Consider the following 18,598-nt stretch of genomic DNA (forward strand, 5'->3'; position numbering starts at 1 on the left):
GGGTGGGGGATGGACTTGTGCTCCAGGTAGGCGTGCAGGCCCTCGGGGCCCAGTTCGCGGCCCATGCCGCTGTTCTTGTAGCCGCCGAACGGGGTGTTCGGGTCGAGGGTGTACATGTTGACGCCGCAGCTGCCGGTGCGGATGCGGCGGGCCACGTCGACGCCGTGGTCGACGTCGGACGTCCAGACCGAGCCGCCGAGGCCGTAGTCGCTGTCGTTGGCGATCTTGATGGCGTCGGCCTCGTCCTCGTAGGGGATGAGGACGAGGACGGGGCCGAAGATCTCCTCGCGGGCGATGCGCATGTCGTTGCCGACGTCGCCGAACACGGTCGGGGCGACGTACCAGCCGCGGTCGTGCGGCCGGTTCAGGCCGCCGGTGATCAGCTTGGCGCCCTCGTCCTGGCCGATCCGGATGTAGTTCTCCACGCGCTCCTGCTGCCGCTTGGCGACCAGGGGGCCGATCTCGGTGGCGTAGTCGGCGGGGTCGCCGACGGTGAGGCCGCCGACCATGGTCGCGAGGGCGTCGGCGACCTCGTCGTAGCGGCGGCGGGACGCGAGGATGCGGGTCTGCGCGGCGCACGCCTCGCCGTTGTTCATCAGCGAGGCGAGCTTGAAGCCCTCGATGGTGGACGGCAGGTCCGCGTCGTCCAGGATGATCGCGGCCGACTTGCCGCCGAGTTCGAGGGTGCAGCGCTTCAGCTGCTCGCCGCAGACCGCGCCGATCTTGCGGCCGGCGGCGGTGGAGCCGGTGAACGACACCTTGTCGACGCCCGGGTGCGCGACCAGGTAGGCGCCGACCTCGCGCCCGGCCGGGACGAAGTTGACGACGCCGTCCGGGATCCCCGCCTCCTTGATCCACTCGGCCAGGAGGTAGGTGTCGAGCGGCGTCTCGGGGGACGGCTTGGCCACCACCGTGCACCCGGCGATCAGCGCGGGCGCGAGCTTCAGCATCAGCGTGAACTGCGGGACGTTCCACGGGACGATCGCCGCGACGACGCCGACGGGCTCCTGGGTGACCGTGACCGGGCCCAGCATGCCCTGCCGCTCCTCCTCCCACGTGTAGGTGGCGGCGAGGTCCACGTAGTACTGCAGGACCATCTGCGGGATGGCGGCCTGCCCGAACACCGAGAACATGATGGGCGACCCCATCTGGGCGGTGCAGAGGTCGGCCATCTCCTGCTGCCGCTCGGCGTAGATCGCCGACAGCCGGCCGACGACCTCCGCGCGCTCGGCGGGCGTCATCCGGGGCCAGGGGCCCTCGTCGAACGCGCGCCGCGCCGCCGCGACGGCGGCGTCGATGTCGCCCTCGGTGCCCTCGGGGACCCGCCCGATGACCTCCTCGGTGTGCGGGGAGATGACGTCGATCGTGCCGGTACCGGCCGGGGCGGCCCACTCGCCGCCGATGAACAGCCGATCGTGCTCGCGCATGCTGCTGTGCCTCCCTGCCCGCACGGGGCGAGTTCGGGTAACCGAATGCTTGCTTGGGCACAGCATCGCACGGGGTCCCGGGGCGTTGGCAAGAGGAATGAGACTCGCGTCTCATCTCTCTTGCCGCGTCCTAGAGGAGGTGGGCGTTGGGGGTGCGGGCGCGGGGCGCCAGGTCCGGGACCTCCCGGAGCTCGATCCCGGCGGCGGCCAGCATCTCCGCGCCGGTGCCCGCGGCGAACAGGACCGGCTCGCGCCAGGCGAACACGACCCGGCGCAGGCCCGCGGCGATGATCAGCTCGGCGCAGGGGCGCGGGCGGGACGCGCGGTGCCCGCACGGTTCCAGGGAGGTGTAGATCGTCGCGCCGCCCAGGTCTCCGGCGGCCTTGCCGAGGGCCGCCTCCTCGGCGTGGTCGTGCGGGTCCTTCTCGCGGGAGAAGCCGCGCGCGACCTCCCTGCCGTCGGCCCCGACGATCACCGCGCCGACGGAGAACGCCGTCTCGGACGGCGGGCACAGTTTCGCCAGGTCGCAGGCCAGCTCCAGCCAGGCGCGGTCATCCACGCGAGGCTCCGACGCGGTAGCGCAGCAGGGCCAGGTCGCCGATCCGGGTGGCGTCCTCCAGCCGCATCGGACGGTCCGGCGACTGCGGGAAGACGCCCGAGCGCACAAAGCGCGGCGCGGACGGGTCGCCGATGAAGAACGGCGCGACCACGAGCTGCAGCTCGTCGACCAGGCCGGCGGTCAGGAAGAGCGTGTGCACGCCGCCGCCCCCCTCGACCATCAGCCGGCGGACGCCCCGCGCCGCCAGGTCGCGCAGGACGGTCGGGAGGTCGAGCGGGTCGCCCGCGTCCACCACCTCGGCCAGGCCGTCCAGCCGCGGGGCCAGTTCCGCCGCCGTCGCCGACGGGGCGTAGACGAGCTTCGGCGCCTCACCCGTCGTGAAGAAGCGGGCGGCCGGATCCAGGTCGCCGCTCCAGGTCAGCGTCACCTTCGTCAGGTCCGCGGGCAGCCCCCGCGCGACGCGCTGCTCCCGGCGTGCGGCGGAGCGGACCAGCAGCTTCGGGTCGTCGGCCCGCACCGTCCCGGCGCCGACGAGGATCGCGTCGCAGCCGGCGCGCACCGCGTCGACGCGGTCGAAGTCCGCCGCGCTGGACAGCCGCAGCCGCTCCGGGCCCGCGTCGTCGATATAGCCGTCGGCGGACATCGCGCAGCTCAGCAGCACATAGGGACGATCACTCACGCCGCAACACTACGGGAGCCGCCGCGATGCGGTGTTCGAAGATCCTTTGGGACGGCTCGGCGTTTCTGCGCGGGATGTGTCGGAGGGGGTGCCTATGGTTGCTGCGACATGCGAATCCTGCACACCTCCGACTGGCATCTCGGCAGATCCTTCCACCGCGAGGACCTGCTGGGCGCGCAGGCGGCGTTCGTCGACCACCTCGTCGAGACCGTCGCAGCGGAGCGGGTCGAGTGCGTGCTCGTCTCGGGCGACGTCTACGACCGCGCGCTGCCCGCCGTGGACGCCGTCAAGCTGTGCAACGAGGCCCTGGAACGGCTGGCCGAGCGGGCCCGGGTCGTGCTCATCGCCGGCAACCACGACTCGGCGCGCCGGCTCGGGTTCGGCTCCGCCCTGATGGACAAGGCGGGCGTGCACGTCCGCACCGACTTCGCCGCCGTGGGCGATCCGGTCGTCGTCGGCGGCACCGCGTTCTACGGCATCCCGTACCTGGAGCCCGAGCTCGTCCGCCAGCCCTGGGATCTGGACGAGCGGAGCCACGCCGCCGCGCTCACCGAGGCCATGCGCCGCGTCCGCGACGACGCCGCGGCCCGCGAGGAGCGCTCGGTCGTGCTGGCGCACGCGTTCGTGACCGGCGGCGAGTCCAGCGAGAGCGAACGCGACATCTCGGTTGGCGGGTCGTCGCAGGTGTCGGCGTCGGTGTTCGACGGGGTCGACTACGCGGCGCTCGGCCACCTGCACGGCCGCTGGCGCATCACCGACCGCGTCCGGTACTCGGGGTCGCCGCTCGCCTACTCGTTCTCCGAGGAGAGGCACGTCAAGGGGTCGTGGCTGATCGACCTCGCGGCGGACGGCGGCGTCGCGGGCGAGTTCGTGGAGGCGCCCGTCCCGCGCCGCCTCGGCCGGCTGCGCGGCCGCCTCGACGACCTGCTCGCCGACCCCGCCCACGACGAGTTCGAAGACCGCTGGCTCCAGGTGACGCTGACCGACGCGCGCCGCCCGTCCGCCGCGATGGAGCGGCTCCGCCGCCGCTTCCCGCACACGCTCGTCCTCGGCTTCGACCCCGAGGGCGGCGCGGCGGACGGCGCCCGCACCTGGTCCGACCGCGTCCGCGAGCGCTCCCCGCTGGACGTCGCGGGCGACTTCGTCGCCGAGGTGACCGACGGCCCCGCGACCGCCGGGGAGCGCGCCCTGCTCCACGAGGCGTTCGAGTCCTGCCGGCGGAAGGAGGCGCTCGCGTGAGGCTGCACCGGCTGGAGGTCGCGGCGTTCGGGCCGTTCTCCGGCACCGAGGTGATCGACTTCGACGCGCTGTCGGACGCCGGGCTCTTCCTCATTCAGGGCCGGACGGGCGCCGGAAAGACGAGCATCCTCGACGCGGTGTGCTTCGCCCTCTACGGGCAGGTGCCCGGCGTGCGCAACGCGGTGAAGGGCCTGCGCAGCGACCACGCCCCGCCCGGTGCGGGGCCGAGGGTGGTCCTGGAGACGACGATCCGGGGCCGGCGGCTGCGGATCACGCGGTCGCCCGCCTGGGAGCGGCCGAAGCTGCGCGGGTCCGGGACCACGACCGAGCACGCCAAGGTCGTCCTGGAGGAGTTCGAGCACGGTGCGTGGACCGGGCTCACCACGCGCCTGGACGAGGCCGGCGACCTGGTGTCGCGCATGCTCGGGATGAACGCCGTCCAGTTCTGCCAGGTGGCGCTGCTGCCGCAGGGGGAGTTCGCCGGGTTCCTGCGCGCCGGCGCGGACGAGCGCCGCAAGGTGCTGGAGCGGCTGTTCGCGGCCGAGGTGTTCACGCAGGTCGAGAAGTGGCTGGCCGACCGGCGCGCCGCGACCGGGCGGGAGGCCGCCGAACTCGGCGCGGCCGCGGCGTCGATCGCCGACCGCATCGCCGAGGCCACGGGTGCCGCGGCGCCGCGCGGGGAGCGCCCGGCCGTCCCGCAGCCGCGCCGCGGGGAGCCGGCCGTGGAGCCGTTCGCCGAGGTCGAGGCGCTGCCCGCGTGGGCGGCGGAGCTGGCCGCCGGGCACGCGGACGTCCGCGCGGCCGTCGAGGAACTCCGCGCGGACGTCACCGAGACACTGCGCGCGGCCCGCACGGCCCTTGAGGAGGGGAAGGCGCTCGACGCGCGGCGGCAGAGCCACGCCGACGCCGTCGCGCGACGCGACGCCCTGGCCGGGCACGCGGAGGAGAAGTCGCGGATGGCGTCGCGGCTCGACGCCGCGGCCCGCGCCGACCGGGTCGTCCCGCTGGTGAAGGACGTCCGCGACCGCCGCGGCCGGGCGGTGCAGGCGCGCCGCTGGGCGGAGGAGACCCGGGCACGGGTCGCGGCGCTGCTGCCGCCGAAGGCGCCGGAGGACGTCCTCGCCAAGGCCGAACGCGACCGCCGCGGGGAGGCCGCCGCGCTGGAGGGTGCGCGCGCCGCGGCCGCCCGGCTCCGCGACGTCGAGCGGCAGCGGGAGGCGCTGGCCGCCGAGCTGCGCCGCCTGGAGCCGCAGGAGGCGCGGACCGCCGCGGCGCTGGAGGAGCTCCCCGGCATCGTGGCCGCCCGCCGGGCCGAGCTGGACGAGGCCAGGCTCGCGGCGGCGGGCCGCGCCGGGGCCGAGGCCGCCGTCCAGGACGTCCGGCGCAGGCTCGACGCCGCGCACCGCCGCGACCAGGTCGAGAGCCTGCTCGCCGCCGCCGAGGAGGCGCAGCGCGCCGCGGTCGACGCCGCGCAGGAGGCCCGCGACCGCGCCCAAGAGCTCCGGCAGACGCGCCTGGACGGCATGGCCGCCGTCCTCGCTGCGGAACTGGCGGACGGCGAGCCGTGCCGGGTCTGCGGTTCCACCGAGCATCCCGCGCCCGTCGCCTCGCTCGCCGTCGTCCCGACCGAGGACGAGATCGACCGCGCCCAGGCCGCCTACGAGCGGGCGCAGGAGCGGCGGGAGAGGCAGACCGGCGAGGTGGAGTCCCGGCGGTCCGAGCGTGACCAGCTGACGGAGGCGGCCGGGGACGCGCCCGCCGACGTCCTCGCGGCGGAACTCGCCGAGGCCGAGCAGGCGCTGGACGCCGCGATGGCACGGGCGGCGGAGGCCGAGCGGCTGGAGGCCGTGCTCCACCGGCACGAGCAGGACCTCGACCAGGCGCGGGACGAGCACGACCGGGTCTCCCGGCTGCTCACCGAGAACCGCACGCAGGGCAGGGAGCTGGCCGCCGAGCAGGCGCGCCTCGCCGCCGACCTCGACAGGGCGCGCGGCGACGACCCGACCCTGGAGGAGCGCATCGCCCGCCTCACCCGCGAGGCCGACGCGCTCAGCGAGGCCGTCGAGGCGTCGCGCGCCTCGGGCCGCGCCGACGAGGAGCTGGCCGCGGCCCGCGCGAAGGCGAGGCAGGAGGCCGAGGAGCAGGGGTTCGCGACGCCCGACGAGGTCCTGGAAGCCGCGATGCCCGACGAGGACCAGGGCGTCCTGCGCGACCGGATCCGGCAGTGGGACGACCAGGAGGCCCAGGTCCGCGCCCTGCTCAAGGACCCGGCGCTCATCGAGGCCGCTGCCGCGCCCGCCCCCGACCTGCCCGCCCTCGAGGCGGCCGTGCGGGCGGCCGAGGCGGCGCACACCGAGGCCGCGAGCGCCGCCGACCGCGCCCGGTACCGCTGCGAACGCGTCGCCGAACTGCGCGGCCAGCTCACCGGGGCCGTCGCCGAATGGCGCCCCGCCGCCGAACGCCACGAGGTCGCCGAGCGGCTCGCCGGCCTGACGTCCGGCAAGCACCCCGCGAACCGGCACGCGATGTCGCTGTCGGCCTACGTCCTCGCCGCGCGCCTCGAACAGGTCGTCGCGGCCGCGAACGAGCGCCTGTCGCGCATGTCCGGCGGCCGCTACGCGCTCGTCCACACCACGGAGAAGGCGGCCGGCGACCGCACGAAGGGCGCCGGCGGCCTCGGCCTCCGCGTCGCCGACGCCTGGACGGGCCTGATGCGCGACCCCGTCACCCTCTCGGGCGGCGAGTCGTTCATCACGTCGCTGTCCCTGGCGCTCGGCCTCGCCGACGTCGTCACCGCCGAGGCCGGCGGCACGGAGATCGGCACGCTGTTCGTCGACGAGGGCTTCGGCACGCTCGACGAGGAGACGCTCGACGAGGTCATGGACGTCCTCGACGGCCTGCGCGACGGCGGCCGGGCGGTCGGCATCGTCAGCCATGTCGCGGAGCTGCGCGGCCGCATCCCCGCGCAGCTCCGCGTCACCAAGGACCGCACCGGCTCCACCGCGACGATCGTCATCTGACCGGTCGGCGGCCCGGCGTCACGAGATGTACTGCAGGATCACGTTGTGGACGTGGTGGCTCTTGTCGCTGCCGCGGAACTCGACCTCGTAGGTCTGGTGCCCGACGTTGATCGCGATCGACCCGGTCGAGAAGTAGGACCCGGCCCATGACTTGTTGCTGACCACGCTCACCGACGTGATCTTGGAGTAGGGCACGCTGGTGATGGCGTACTTCTTGCCGGCGAAGCTCTTGTCCTGGATGATCACGCGCCGGTCGGTGAGGCCGATGAACCCGGTGCCCGCCCCGACCGCGTCGTAGACGGCGATGATCTGCTCGCCGGGGATGAGCCCGCTCTCGATCTGCTTGAGCTGGCTCGACCTGTCGTGTTCGATCTCGTCGCCCATCGCTTCCTCCGGTCTTCGGGTGTGCCGCTTCGACGGACGCACGGCCCGTCCCGTTCCGTGCGGAAGTGTCGCACCCGCGCCGCCGCCCCCGCCGCCCCATCGCGAGCGAGCCGCTGCGGAGCTAAAAAACCTAGTGTAATTGGTTAAATTGGGGATGCCGCACCGGGGTCGCGGACGGCGCCGCGGCCGCGAAAAGATCGCCGACGCACCGCCCCTGACCAGCAGGTTGTCCGCGACCCGGCGGGCTGTGCGGCGCTTCACACCCGCCGCCCCTGGACGCGCCCAGTGTTCTGCCAATAAAAACTAGTCTGCTAGTGAAAAATGAGACCCGGAAGGGGTCGGCAGAAATGGATGGCGCAAGATCGAGGGTGCTGGTCGCGGCGTTCGCGTTCGCGGTCGCGCTGACCGTCGCGCTGTGGACGATTCCGCGCGGCGACGCGGCCGAGGCGTCGCACTCCGCCGAGACGTCGCACTCGGCGGAGCCGGCGCAGGCGGCCGGGTCGCCCGCGGCGGAGCACGACGGGATGTCGCACGACGCGTCCGGCGGGGACGGCTGGAAGGCCATGGACGACGCCATGGCCAAGCGGGACAAGAGCTTCCCCGCCGCGACCAAGGGCCAGGGCGGCCAGGACCTCGCCTACAAGGTGCTGAAGGACGGCACCAAGGAGTTCCACCTGACCGCGGAGGCCTTCAAGTGGGAGATCGAACCCGGGAAGGTCGTGGACGCCTGGGGCTTCAACGGCATGGTGCCGGGCCCGACGATCCGCGCGGACGTCGGCGACAAGGTCCGCATCGTGGTGAAGAACGAACTGCCCGAGGCCACCAGCGTCCACTGGCACGGGATCCAGCTGCCCAACAAGATGGACGGCGTCCCCAACGTCACCCAGGACTCGATCAAGCCGGGCAAGTCGTTCACGTACGAGTTCCCGGTGACGCGGATCCAGGACACCTGGTACCACTCGCACTACGACGGCGTGAAGCAGGTGAGCAGCGGGCTGTGGGGCGCGATCCAGTTCGGTGACATCCCCACCCCGAACAAGGAGAAGGTGGCGCAGAAGCAGATCATCCAGATCCAGGACTCCGGCGCCATCGGGATGACGCTCAACGGCAAGGGATTCCCCGCCACCAAGCCGCTGAAGGCCAAGCTGGGCGACTGGGTGCAGGTCACCTACGTCAACGCGGGCACCATGGCCCACCCGATGCACCTGCACGGTGTGGACCAGGTGATCATCGCCAAGGACGGGTTCCCCCTGGAACAGACCTACAAGGCCGACACGATCAATGTCGCGCCAGGCGAGCGCTACACCGTACTGATCCACGCCGATCAGCCCGGCAAGTGGATCTGGCACTGCCACATCTTCCCGCACGCTGAGGGCCCCCAGGGCATGTTCGGCCTGGTCATGGAGATGCAGATCAGCTGAGTCGGGCGCGGTCGCCGGCAACGGCCCGCGTGACTCGCCTGAGCCCCCCTGCTGCACGAATTAGGAGTAAGTCAATGTCAGTAACCCCTGCGCCGGATCACCCTGCTCCGGACAGACCGCCGGGCTCCCGGCTCGCCCGCTGGACCTCGGCCCTCAACGGGGTCCTGCCCGTCGTCAGCGCAGCGCTCGCGCTGGGCCTCATCGTCGGGCTGCTCATGGTCAGCGCCTCGTTCGGCAACAGCACCGGCACGCTGGCCTCGTCCGCGGAAGGCACCTCGTCCTCCGCCGGAGGGGGCGGCGGCGCGGCCCTGCCCGGGAAGGGCAAGAAGGTCACCCTCGAATTCGAAGAGGGCGACATGTACATCAAGCCGAACAAGGTCACCGTCCCGGCGGGCGCCGACGTCACGGTCAACGTCGTCAACAAGGGCAGCCAGGCGCACACCCTGAGCCTGCTGGGCAAGACGAGCAACCAGCTCCAGCCCGGCAAATCCGAGACGCAGCACTGGGGCGTGCTGACCGAGTCGACCCAGGCGTGGTGCGTCATTCCCGGCCACAAGGAGGCCGGCATGCTCGTCGAGATCACCGTGACCGGCGGCGAGAGCGGCACCGCGGCGTCCGGTACCACGGCGGCGGCCGGCGGCGACAAGGCGGCCGGCGACAGCGCGAACGCCAAGATCGACCCGGCCGCCAAGCCCGCGGCCGGGTGGAAGCCGCACGACCCGACGGCCCCGGCCAACGACGGCAAGGACGTCCACGAGGTCACCTTCACCGTCACTGAGAAGGAGATCGAGGTCGCCCCCGGGGTGAAGCAGACCCGGTGGACCTACAACGGCTCCGCGCCCGGCCCGACACTGCGCGGCAACGTCGGCGACACCTTCCGGATCAAGCTCGTCAACAAGGGCTCGATGGGGCACTCCATCGACTTCCACGCCTCGAAGGTCGCGCCGAACGTCGAGATGAGGACGATCAAGCCCGGTGAGACGCTCGTCTACGAGTTCAAGGCGCAGTTCGCCGGCATCTTCACCTACCACTGCGGCTCCGACCCGATGATCTACCACATGGGCAACGGCATGCACGGCGCCGTGATCGTCGACCCGCCGAAGCTGGACAAGGTCGACAAGGAGCTGGTGCTCGTGCAGTCCGAGCTGTACCTCGGCCCGCAGGGCAAGCCCGGTGACATGGCCAAGATGCTGGCCGGCGACTATGACGCGGTCGTCTTCAACGGCTACCACAACCAGTACGTGCACGCCCCGATCAAGGTGAAGCCCGGCGACCGGGTCCGCGTGTGGGTGGACGACGGCGGCCCCAACGAGAACATCGCCTTCCACGTCGTCGGGACGATCTTCGACACGGTCTGGAAGGACGGCGCCTACCGGGTCCGCAAGGACAACGACGAGAAGGGCGGCGCGCAGGTCCTCGACCTGCAGCCCACGCAGGGCGGCTTCGTCGAGTTCACCCTGCCCGACGCCGGCACGTACCCGTTCCTCGGCCACAAGATGAAGAACATGGCCACCGGCGGCCTCGGCGTCTTCCAGGTCGGCTGACCCATGTCCACGGAGGTGACCATGACAACCCTCGACACCCGGAGGACGGCCGTCCCGGCGCCCTCGCCCGTGCCGCTGGCCAGGCGTGTCGCGGCGATCGGTTCCGTCGTCGCGGCTCTCATCCACTACGCGGTCGTGCCCGAGCACCTGAGCGAGTGGTGGGCGTACGCGATCTTCTTCAGCGCGATCGGCATGTTCCAGCTCATCTGGGCGGTGCTCGTGCACACCGGCGAGGAGCGGGCGGTGCTGCTGTCCGGGCTCGCGGTCAACGCGGGCGTCCTCGCCCTGTGGGCGGTGAGCCGGACGAGCGGGCTGCCCTTCGGGCCCGAATCCGGGGAGGCGGAGGCGCTCGGCTGGCTCGATGTCCTCAGCGGCGCCGCCGAACTGGTGCTGATCGCCGGGATCCTGCTCACCCTGTACGGCCCGCGCCGCCCGCACGGTGCGGACGCCGGGGACGGTACGGACGCCGAGCGCCCCGCCGAACCCGCCGAGCAGAGCCGCTGACCCGCACCCGCACCCGCGCACCCCGCGCACCGGCCCGCGGACGCCCCGCAAGGCGCCCGCGGGCCTGTGCGCGCGCATCACCGCGTCAGCGTTCGGCGTCCCGGACACGGCGCAGGTGCGCCAGGCAGAGGTGCGGCTCCACCAGGGGATCCAGCCGCTCCGCCGCCAGCGGCACGTCCATCCCGGCGAGCGCCCCCTGGATCAGGCCGAGATGCAGCGGGCAGACGACGTCCGCGTGCTGCTCGGCGACCGTGCCGAAGGGGCAGTTGTGCACCCGGACGCGGATCTCCTCCCGGTCCGGGTGCTTCGCGTCGTGCTCGATCTCGGGGCTGAACCCCATCCCGGCCATCATCCGGTTGAGGCGCTCCAGCGCCTCGGCCAGACCGAGGCGCTGGAACGGCGCGGGCGGGTCGGCGAGGTGGCGGCCCCAGGCGCGGCCCGCCTCGATCGCGACCCGCTCCGGGTCGGGCAGCATGCCGGAGACGAGGCTCGCCAGCATCTCGGCGAGCAGCCGGTAGCTGTGCCGGCCGTCCGCGGCCTCGGCCCGGTAGACCATCCGCGGGCGGCCGGGCCGGTCGCGGTCCTCGGCCACCCGCCGCACCAGGCCCGCCTCGGCCAGCCCGTCGAGGTGGAAGCGCGTCGTGTTGGGGTGCAGTCCGGCCCGCTCGGCGATCTCGCGCACGCCCAGCGGCGCGGCGCCCGCCTCCCGGACCACCCGCAGGACCCGGGCGCGGCTGTCGCCGAGCCCCGCCTCGGCCGCCGCGGGCTCCGCGTCGACCCATTCGCGGTCGTCCATGGGCCGAGTTTATGCATATCCACTAGTGAAAATCACGTGGAGGAGGCGCGGCTTCTTGCGGAACCGGCCCCCGCACCCCCCGTCCCGCGCGGCTCATCCCCGCTCGGGTCGCGGGGTCACAGGTAGAGGCCGGTGCCGTGCTCGGGCCGCTCGCTGGCGATCGCGTGCAGGTCGCGCTCCCGCATGACCAGGTAGTTCTCGCCCTGGATCTCGACCTCGTACTGGTCGCCGGGGTGGAACAGCACGCGGTCGCCGGGCTTGACGATCCGCACGTGGTGGCCGACCCCGCAGACCTCGCCCCACACCAGGCGGTTCTCCTGCTCCACGGTCGCGGGGATCACGATCCCGCCGGTGCTGCGGCGCTCGCCGCTGTCCTTCTCGCTCTTGATCATGACGCGGTCGTGGAGCATCTGGACTTCGAACTTGGGCTCGGACACGCCGGCGAGTTTAGCCGTCCGCGCGGGTCAGGGCGTCCCACGAGCCGGCGATGATCTCCGGCAGCGCGGAGCGCACCGGCCGCCAGCCGAGCTCGGCCCGGATCGCGGCGGCGTCGCAGCGCAGTACCGGCGCCTCCGGCCGGGCCGGGCGGCGGCGGACCGGCACCGGCCGGCCGGTGGCCTTCTCGACGGCGGCGACCACCTCGTGGACGGCGGCGCCCGCGCCGCTGCCGACGTTGTAGAGGCGGTCCTCGCCGGGGCGGACGGCCTCCAGCGCGCGGACGTAGGCGGCGGCGAGGTCGTCGACGTGCAGGTACTCGCGGACGGCGAGCCCGTCCCCGTTGATCTCCAGCAGCGGGGCGTGCCCGGCGGCCACGGCGAGCGCCTTCGGGATCAGCCGGGTCGGGTCGGGGTCGATCCGGCCGTCCACCGACCCGGCGACGTTGAACGTGCGCAGGACGACCGCGCCGGCCGCGCCCGTCCGGGCGTGGAACCGGACGGCCTGCTCGGCCGCCAGCTTCGACGCCCCGTACGGGCTGGCCGGCGCCGTGGCCTCGCTCTCGGGGATCGGCTGCCGCTCCGGGGTCCCGTACACGGCGGCGGTGGATCCGAACACCACCCGGTCGGCGGTCACGGACTCCAACAGGTTCACCGTGCCCTGGACGTTGGCGGTGAAGTACCGCAGCGGCTGCTCGAACGACTCCCGGACGCGGGTCAGCGCCGCGAGATGGCACACCCCGTCGTAGGGACCGCGCGGCAGCCCGTCCGGGACGAGCAGGTCCCCGCGCACGGGCCGCACGCCGTCCGGCACGTCGGGGCTCCGCCGCACCAGCCCGTCGACCTCATGGCCGGCCGCGACGAGGCGCCGCCCGACCGCATAGCCGATGTATCCCGCCGCCCCCGTCACCAGTACCCGCATGCGGCAAGCATCCAGCCCCGCCGCTGCCCGTTCAATGCGCTCCAGCGAAGAGTCCTGCTCGTTCACGGCTGGGGGGAATCGCTTCCGCTCAGGGCCCGGACGGTCAGTCAGAGCGTTTCCGCTGGCCGGTGCACGCCCTTCCGCCGCCCACTCACTACACAGTTGCCAACTCGTAGTCACGATAAAGGCGTGTGGGTGTGAAGTTGGTGGTGCAGGTCAAGCTGCTCCCCGACGCCGCCACCGAGGCGGCGTTGCGGGAGACGCTGAAGCTGTGCAACCAGGCCGCCTGCCACGCCTCCCGCCGTGCCTTCGCCGCCGGCGTGAAGGGCAAGACCGCGCTGCAGCGGCTGGTCTACGGCGAGTTGAAGGCAATGGGCCTATCGGCGCAGCCGGCGATCCACTGCATCCGCAAAGCCGCCGGGGCCTATGCCTCGCTGGCTGAGAACCTGAAGGCGGGCAACTACGGGCCGCAAGGTTCGCGGCGCCGCGCCCGGGCGGAGGGCGCGCCGGTCCGGTTCCGCAAGGACGCCGCCCAGCCGTTCGACGACCGGTCGCTGTCGTGGCAGCTCGACGCCGGCACCGTGAGCATCTGGACCGTATACGGCAGGCTCAAGAGCGTCCCGTTCGCGTGTTCGCCCTCGCAGGCCAAGATGCTGGCCGCCTTCCGGCGGGGCGAGTCGGACCTGGTGCGGCGCGGCGGGTGCTTCTACCTGTACGCCACATGCGACGTCCCACCGGCCCCCGAATACGTGCCGGACGGGTTCTGCGGGGTGGACCTCGGCATTGTCAACATCGCCACGACATCGGGCGGCACCGTCCACTTAGGCGCGCAGGTCAACCAGGTCCGGCACCGCAACCGGCGGCTCCGCAAACGCCTGCAGGCCAAGGGCACCAAGTCGGCCAAGCGGCTGCTGCGTCACCTGTCGGGCCGGGGGGCGCGTTTCGCGGCCGACACCAACCACCGCATCTCCAAGCAGATCGTGACCGAGGCTCAACGCACCGCGCACGGGATCGCCCTGGAAGACCTGGGCGGAATCCGTGCGCGGGTCCGGCTACGCAAGCCCCAGCGGGTCACCCTGCATTCCTGGAGTTTCGCCCAGCTCGGCGCCTTCATCACCTACAAAGCACAACGCGCCGGCGTCCCGGTGGTGTTCGTGGATCCCCGTTACACCTCGCAGGGGTGCTCGGCGTGCGGCCACATTCACAAGAAGAACCGGCCCGACCAGGCCACCTTCCATTGCACGTCGTGCGGCTTCGCTGAGCACGCCGACGTCAACGCAGCCCGCAACATCGCCGCCCGCGGCGCCGCGGGCTGGGCAGTGAGTCACGCTGCCGACGACGCGGCCTGACCCACCACATCCAGCGATGGCGAAGAGCTGCAAGCTCGGCCCCTTCAGGGCCGGGAAGCTGACGGGAGCGACTCGACCCGCGTGTAGACGCCGGGGTAGCCGGGCTTGGCGCAGCCGTAGCCCCAGGAGGTCAGGGCGGCGACGCGGCCGCGGACGAGCAGCGGGCCGCCGCTGTCGAACTGGCACGAGTCGGTCGTGTCCGATCCGGCGCAGACCATGTCGGACGGGTCGAAGGAGCCGCCGTAGGCCCGCCGGCACGCGGCGTCGCTCCGCAGCGGCACGCCGGCCGCCCGCAGCCGCGTGTTGACCAGGTCGTTCTCCGACGTGAAGCCCCAGCCGAGGATCGTCCCCGTCCGGGCTCGGCCGGGCGTGCCGAGGACGGCGGTCGGCCGGTGCACGGGCCGCTCGAGCGTGAGGACGGCGACGTCGTGGTGCAGGACGGTCTCGTCCTTGAACGACGTCTCGCGGTACTCGGGGTGGATGCGCAGCGACTTCACCGCCACCGTCTCGCCCCTGCCGCCGGTCAGTTCGTCCCGGCCGAAGGTGGCCGTGAGCAGGCCCGGCACCGCGCGGAAGAGCGCGACGCAGTGCCCCGCGGTGAGGACCCGGTCCGGCTTGATCAGCACCCCGCCGCAGAACTGCCCGGACGGCCGGACGAAGAAGATCGGCGACCCGACCGCCGCGAGCCACGGGTACGCCGCGGACGAGGCCGGGGCGCCGCCCACCACGGCGGACGCGGGGGCGGGCGCCAGCGGCAGCGCGACGGCGGCGCCGAGCGCGGCGAGGGCGGCGCCGAGCACCGCCGTCAGGAGGGGCCTGCGGGAGTGGAGGGCCATCTCGGCAATGTACGGGCATCGAACGCGGGGTGCACGGTGTTCCGGGCGGCCGGATCCGGCGCCTGCTCGTAGCGGGGGAACAGCACGAGGGCGAGCAGCGCCAGGACGAAGCCGCAGGCCCGCAGCAGGAACGGGCCGGCCTCTCGGGGCCAGTCCTCGCCGAACAGGACGCTGCTGGCGAGCAGCAGGTACGACCGCCCGATGACGGTGAGCACGACCGCGACGATCGCGATCCGGCAGCGCTGCAGCGCGACCTGCAGCTGCCCGAGCGCGATCGCGGCGAGGCCGATCGTCAGCCACGGGTAGGCCGACTGCAGCACCGCCTGGAGGCTGCCGGTCTCCTGGTAGACGATCGAGATGCCGCGGATGCCGGCCTCGGCGAGCCCGGCGCACGCCCCGGCGCCGATGCCGTAGGCGACGCCGGCCAGCTTGCGGGCGTGCCGGCCGCTCGCGCGGCGGTCGCCGACCAGCCACACCAGCGCCGCGATGAGCACCGCCGGGGTGCAGATCGCGATCATCGTCCAGGGGCGGGCGAGGGTGCCCGCCAGCGTGGCGTCGGCGTGCAGGTCGCCCTCTTCGGTGGCCGACAGGCCGATCAGCATCGCCGCGAGCACGAACAGCGCGACGCTCGTCCACTCCCGGATGCTGAGCCGCTCGTCCAGGAACCACACCGCGTAGCCGATGAGCAGCACCAGCGCCACGGCGAAGATCGGCTGCGCGACCGCGAGCGGCATCGCGGAGAACGCGACGACCTCGTAGCCGAGGCCGAGGAACAGCAGCAGCCCGCCGCCGAGCCAGACCGGGTCGGTGAGCATCAGCCGGGCGACGCGGAACGGGCGGCTGCCGCGCAGCGGCTCCATCTTCCGCGCGGAGGCCCGGAAGATGATGAACGAGATGTAGTAGACGGTGGTCGCGATCAGTGCGAGGGCGGCATAACCCAGGTCGGAACCCATCGGGAGGGGCCTCTCGGTGGACGGGGACGGGGCATGTCGTTCGGCGCGCCATCGAATCGACCTGTGCTCTCAGCCTGTCCCGTACGGGCCCCGGGTGCAAGTATTCGCTTATGCGCGCATCAGTCGTACCGGCGGCCGGTGGTGGACGAAAGGCGCGTCACCAGACCGCGTGGGACGAACCGGGCGGCGCCGGCGAGGATCTTGTACTGCGCGCCCGGGATGCTGAGCTCGGCGCCGCGGCGCAGATCGCGGAGCGCGGTGTCCACGACGTCGTCCTTGTCCAGCCACATGAAGTCCGGCAGCCCGGACATGTCCATCTGGGCGCGGTCATGGAACTCGGTGTGCACGAAACCGGGGCACAGCGCCATCACCCGGACGCCGCCGCGCGAGCGCTGCCGGAGGTCGGCCGCGATGCCCCGGCTGAAGCTCACCACCCACGCCTTGGACGCCCCGTACGTCCCGCGCGTCGCGAACGCCGCCATCGAGGAGACGTTGACCACCGCGCCCCGGCCGCGCTCCAGCATCCCGGGCAGCGCCGCGTGCGTGAGCCGCAGGACGGCCTCGCAGTGCACCTTCAGCATGGTCAGCTCGTCCGACACCGGGACGTCGAGGAACACGCCGCGGTTGCCGAACCCGGCGTTGTTGACCAGCAGGTCGACGTCCTCGCGGACCCGCTCCTCGGCCGCCGCCAGCCCCTCCTCGGCGGACAGGTCGGCGGGCAGGGCCTCGGCGCGGACGGCGTAGGCGTCGCGCAGCCCGGCGGCGGTGCGCTCCAGGCGCTCGGCGTCGCGGGCGAGCAGGACCAGGTCGAACCCGTCGGAGGCGAGGCGGCGGGCGAACGCGGCGCCGATGCCCGCGGTCGCGCCGGTGATGAAGGCGGTCGGCATGACTCCGAGCCTAGGCCGCCCCGGACCTAGGCCGTGCTCCGGGACCGGGCCGGCGCCGGGCGGTGAAGTGCCGCGGGTCGGGCCGGCGCGTGGCGCGGCGGTAGGCGAACGTGAACCCGGGCCAGTTGTTCACGACCGTGCCGTCCGCCGTCATGTACCAGCTCTGGCAGCCGGCCTCCCAGACGGTCGTGCGCATCCGCTCGCGCATGTCGCGGGTGAAGGCGTCCTGCACGTCCGGCTTGACGTCGATCCAGGCGAGCCCGGCGCCGCGCAGCGCCTCGACGCAGCCGAGGATGTACCGGAACTGCGACTCCAGCATGTAGATGATCGAGTTGTGCCCGAGGTTGGTGTACGGGCCGTACAGCAGGAACAGGTTGGGGAAGCCGCTGACCGTGATGCCGAGATGCGCCTGCGCGCCGTCGCGCCACGCCTCGTTCAGCTCCCGGCCGTCCCGCCCGACGATCTTCATGGGGGAGAGGAACTCGGTGGACCGGAACCCCGTCCCGTACACGATGACGTCCACGTCGTAGGCGCGGGACGCCGTCTCCACACCGGACGGCGTGATGCGCTCGATCGGGTCGGTGATCAGGTCGACGTTGGGCCGGGCGAGCGCCGGGTAGTAGTCGCTGGAGATCAGGATCCGCTTGCAGCCCATCGGGTAGCCCGGGATGAGCGCGTCCCGCAGCGCCGGGTCCTCAATGCCGTCCTTCAAGGTGTCCTTGAACCGGTTCTCCAGCATCGCCATCAGCTTCGGGTACTTGATGAACCCCAGCGCCCGCGCCTCGTACGCCGCGTAGGTGTAGCCGCGGTTCAGCTCCCACAGCCCCGGCAGGTTCCGCATCGCGGCCCGCTGCCACGGCCGGTACACCCGGTCCGGCTTGTCGATCACGTACGGCGCGGACCGCTGGAACAGCCGCAGCTCCGCCGCGTCCTTGGCGATCTCCGGGACGAACTGGATCGCGCTCGCGCCCGTCCCGACCACCGCGACCCGCGTGCCGCGCAGGTCGGCGCCGTGGTCCCAGCGGGCGGAGTGGAAGCTCGTCCCGGCGAACGAGTCGCGCCCCTCGATGTCGGGCAGCACGGGCCGGTTCAGCTGCCCGCACGCCGACACCAGGACCCGCGCCTCCAGGTCGCCGCCGGTCGTGGAGATCCGCCAGAGCGCGGCGTCCTCGTCGAACCGCGCCTCGGTCACCTCGGTGCCGAACCGGACCTTCCCCAGCACCCGGTACTTGCGGGCGCAGTGCCACAGGTAGTCGAGGATCTCGGCCTGCGGCGGGAACCGGCGCGTCCAGTCGGTCTTGCGCTCGAACGAGAACGAGTACAGGGCGGACGGGACGTCGCAGGCCGCGCCCGGATAGGTGTTGTCCCGCCAGGTGCCGCCGAGCCCCTCGGCCTTCTCCAGGATCACCACGTCGCGGACGCCGGCCTCTTGGAGCCGGATCGCCATCCCGATCCCGCCGAACCCGCTTCCGATGATCACCACGCTGTGCGTCATGGCCGTCCCGAACCTCGTTCTACCGCGGTCCCCCGAGCCTAGGTGACCATGAGGTCACTGACCAGGTGCCGCGATCGGCCGGTTTCTGTCGGTGCCCTCCGCCGGCCTCCCGCCGGGTGCCAGATCAGGCGCTGATCACTGGAAACGCC

General features: G+C 72.8%; 17 protein-coding genes. 6 read left to right on the plus strand and 11 right to left on the minus strand.

Annotated elements, in window-relative coordinates:
• The 3 genes from E1284_RS13990 to E1284_RS41450 all read right to left on the minus strand — a co-directional run.
• Positions 1-1,427, minus strand: a 1,427-nt coding sequence (locus E1284_RS13990) for an aldehyde dehydrogenase (protein WP_131939499.1), incomplete at its 3' end; no start/stop codon positions are given.
• A gap of 130 nt (positions 1,428-1,557) precedes the next feature.
• Positions 1,558-1,986 carry a deaminase gene (locus E1284_RS41445; RefSeq protein ID WP_165965259.1) on the minus strand — a complete coding sequence of 143 codons (429 nt, stop codon included), beginning with the start codon at positions 1,984-1,986 and terminating at the stop codon, positions 1,558-1,560.
• A complete protein-coding gene (locus E1284_RS41450; RefSeq protein ID WP_165965260.1) occupies positions 1,979-2,665 on the minus strand; it encodes a RibD family protein in 687 nt (228 codons plus the stop codon). The genes E1284_RS41445 and E1284_RS41450 overlap by 8 nt, the downstream gene beginning before the upstream one ends.
• 108 nt (positions 2,666-2,773) lie before the next feature.
• Between E1284_RS41450 and E1284_RS14000 the strand changes: the two genes are divergently transcribed.
• Together E1284_RS14000 and E1284_RS14005 are read left to right on the plus strand one after the other, a co-directional pair.
• Positions 2,774-3,904, plus strand: coding sequence for an exonuclease SbcCD subunit D (locus E1284_RS14000; protein ID WP_131939500.1), 1,131 nt, complete (start codon positions 2,774-2,776; stop codon positions 3,902-3,904).
• Positions 3,901-6,924 carry an AAA family ATPase gene (locus E1284_RS14005; RefSeq protein WP_131939501.1) on the plus strand — a complete coding sequence of 1,008 codons (3,024 nt, stop codon included), beginning with the start codon at positions 3,901-3,903 and terminating at the stop codon, positions 6,922-6,924. Before E1284_RS14000 ends, E1284_RS14005 begins: the two co-directional genes overlap by 4 nt.
• Positions 6,925-6,942: 18 nt before the next feature.
• Here the strand turns inward: E1284_RS14005 and E1284_RS14010 are convergent, their stop codons facing one another.
• Positions 6,943-7,308: a PH domain-containing protein gene (locus E1284_RS14010; protein WP_131939502.1), complete on the minus strand. Its 366-nt coding sequence runs from the start codon at positions 7,306-7,308 to the stop codon at positions 6,943-6,945.
• Positions 7,309-7,655: 347 nt separating this feature from the next.
• On the opposite strand from E1284_RS14010, the gene E1284_RS14015 reads away from it, so the two are divergent.
• From E1284_RS14015 to E1284_RS14025, 3 genes are all read left to right on the plus strand, one after another.
• On the plus strand, positions 7,656-8,729 hold the full coding sequence (locus E1284_RS14015; RefSeq protein ID WP_131939503.1) for a multicopper oxidase family protein: 1,074 nt from the start codon (positions 7,656-7,658) through the stop codon (positions 8,727-8,729).
• Between the two features lie 74 nt (positions 8,730-8,803).
• The gene (locus tag E1284_RS14020; RefSeq protein ID WP_131939504.1) at positions 8,804-10,273 is read left to right on the plus strand and encodes a multicopper oxidase domain-containing protein; all 1,470 of its coding nucleotides are present in this window, start codon (positions 8,804-8,806) and stop codon (positions 10,271-10,273) included.
• A 21-nt stretch (positions 10,274-10,294) separates the two neighbouring features.
• Positions 10,295-10,777 (plus strand): hypothetical protein, encoded by a 483-nt coding sequence (locus tag E1284_RS14025; protein ID WP_131939505.1) that lies wholly within the window; start codon positions 10,295-10,297, stop codon positions 10,775-10,777.
• Positions 10,778-10,862: 85 nt separating this feature from the next.
• On the opposite strand, the gene E1284_RS14030 is transcribed toward E1284_RS14025, so the two are convergent.
• The 3 genes from E1284_RS14030 to E1284_RS14040 all read right to left on the minus strand — a co-directional run bounded on the left by E1284_RS14030 (position 10,863) and on the right by E1284_RS14040 (position 12,929).
• Complete coding sequence (locus E1284_RS14030; protein ID WP_131939506.1) at positions 10,863-11,573, minus strand: helix-turn-helix transcriptional regulator; 711 nt, start codon at positions 11,571-11,573, stop codon at positions 10,863-10,865.
• 116 nt (positions 11,574-11,689) lie between these two features.
• On the minus strand, positions 11,690-12,010 hold the full coding sequence (locus tag E1284_RS14035) for a GroES family chaperonin (protein ID WP_131939507.1): 321 nt from the start codon (positions 12,008-12,010) through the stop codon (positions 11,690-11,692).
• 10 nt (positions 12,011-12,020) lie between these two features.
• Positions 12,021-12,929 (minus strand): NAD-dependent epimerase/dehydratase family protein, encoded by a 909-nt coding sequence (locus E1284_RS14040; RefSeq protein ID WP_131939508.1) that lies wholly within the window; start codon positions 12,927-12,929, stop codon positions 12,021-12,023.
• Positions 12,930-13,126: 197 nt separating this feature from the next.
• On the opposite strand from E1284_RS14040, the gene E1284_RS14045 reads away from it, so the two are divergent.
• Positions 13,127-14,278, plus strand: coding sequence for an RNA-guided endonuclease InsQ/TnpB family protein (locus tag E1284_RS14045; RefSeq protein WP_131939509.1), 1,152 nt, complete (start codon positions 13,127-13,129; stop codon positions 14,276-14,278).
• Between the two features lie 44 nt (positions 14,279-14,322).
• Here E1284_RS14045 and E1284_RS14050 read toward each other — a convergent pair whose 3' ends face one another.
• From E1284_RS14050 to E1284_RS14065, 4 genes are all read right to left on the minus strand, one after another.
• Positions 14,323-15,114, minus strand: a complete 792-nt coding sequence (locus tag E1284_RS14050) for a serine protease (protein WP_131939510.1) — start codon at positions 15,112-15,114, stop codon at positions 14,323-14,325.
• Positions 15,084-16,067, minus strand: coding sequence for a DMT family transporter (locus E1284_RS14055; protein WP_131939511.1), 984 nt, complete (start codon positions 16,065-16,067; stop codon positions 15,084-15,086). The genes E1284_RS14050 and E1284_RS14055 overlap by 31 nt, the downstream gene beginning before the upstream one ends.
• 119 nt (positions 16,068-16,186) lie before the next feature.
• Positions 16,187-16,954, minus strand: a complete 768-nt coding sequence (locus E1284_RS14060; protein WP_131939512.1) for an SDR family NAD(P)-dependent oxidoreductase — start codon at positions 16,952-16,954, stop codon at positions 16,187-16,189.
• 10 nt (positions 16,955-16,964) lie between these two features.
• Positions 16,965-18,449: a flavin-containing monooxygenase gene (locus tag E1284_RS14065; protein WP_131939513.1), complete on the minus strand. Its 1,485-nt coding sequence runs from the start codon at positions 18,447-18,449 to the stop codon at positions 16,965-16,967.
• Between the last annotated feature and the right edge of the window lie 149 nt (positions 18,450-18,598).

The organism is Actinomadura bangladeshensis (assembly GCF_004348335.1).
Taxonomy (GTDB): domain Bacteria; phylum Actinomycetota; class Actinomycetes; order Streptosporangiales; family Streptosporangiaceae; genus Spirillospora; species Spirillospora bangladeshensis.